The organism is Nonomuraea sp. B12E4 (assembly GCF_039871825.1).
Classification (GTDB): domain Bacteria; phylum Actinomycetota; class Actinomycetes; order Streptosporangiales; family Streptosporangiaceae; genus Nonomuraea.
This window is the reverse complement of sequence record NZ_JBDPME010000089.1, coordinates 1-1006: the sequence shown is the minus strand read 5'-3', so window position 1 is coordinate 1006 and position 1006 is coordinate 1. Positions and strand designations below refer to the sequence as shown.

The following is a 1006-nucleotide window of genomic DNA, read 5'->3' as shown; positions in this document are numbered from 1 at the left end:
TCCTGGCCGAACTGGAAGGCCCCACCCCCACCTACAACCTCCCCACCGCCCTGCGCTTCCACGGCCCCATCGACACCAACGCCCTGCGAGCAGCGCTCCGCGACGTCCTCGAACGACACGAAAGCCTGCGCACCCTCATCCGCCCCCACAACGGCGAACCCGCCCAGCACATCCAGCCCATCGACCAAACCACCACCCCCCTCCGGATCCACGCGATCACCCCCGACCAACTTCCCGACGCACTGACCTCGGCCGCCGCCCAACCCTTCCACCTCGACCACGACCTGCCCATCCGCGCCGACCTACTCCAACTCGGCCCCGACGAGGGCGTCCTGGTCCTGACCCTGCACCACATCGCCGGCGACGGCTGGTCCTTCGCCCCCCTGGCCCACGACCTGACCACCGCCTACCAAGCCCGCCGCCACCACCACCCCCCCACCTGGCAACCACTCCCCGTCCAATACGCCGACTACACCCTGTGGCAACACCAACTCCTCGGCACCCCCGACGACCCCCACAGCCTGCTCAACCAGCAACTCACCTACTGGCGCACCCACCTGACCGGCCTACCCGACCAGCTCACCCTGCCCACCGACCGGCCCCGCCCACCCATCGCCACCCACCACGGCGCCACCCACACCTTCACCCTGCCCCCCACCCTCCACCACGACCTGCACACCCTGGCCCGCCGGCACAACGCCACCCTCTTCATGACCCTGCACACCGGCCTGACCGCCCTACTCACCCGACTCGGCGCCGGCACCGACATCCCCATCGGCGCCCCCATCGCCGGCCGCACCGACCCCGCCCTCGACCACCTCATCGGCTTCTTCGTCAACACCCTCGTCCTACGCACCACCACCCACGACAACCCCACCTTCACCCAACTCCTCCACCGCACCCGCACCACCAACCTCGACGCCTACACCCACCAAGACCTCCCCTTCGACTACCTCGTCGAAGCCCTCAACCCCAACCGCTCCCTCGCCCGCCACCCCCTCTTCCA

1 protein-coding gene is annotated in these 1006 nt (G+C 69.7%); it reads left to right on the top strand.

The genetic code is table 11. The features are described 5' to 3' along the window. Positions 1-1006 (top strand): condensation domain-containing protein (locus ABGB18_RS49335; RefSeq protein WP_347702660.1); only part of this gene is annotated, 1006 nt, incomplete at both ends.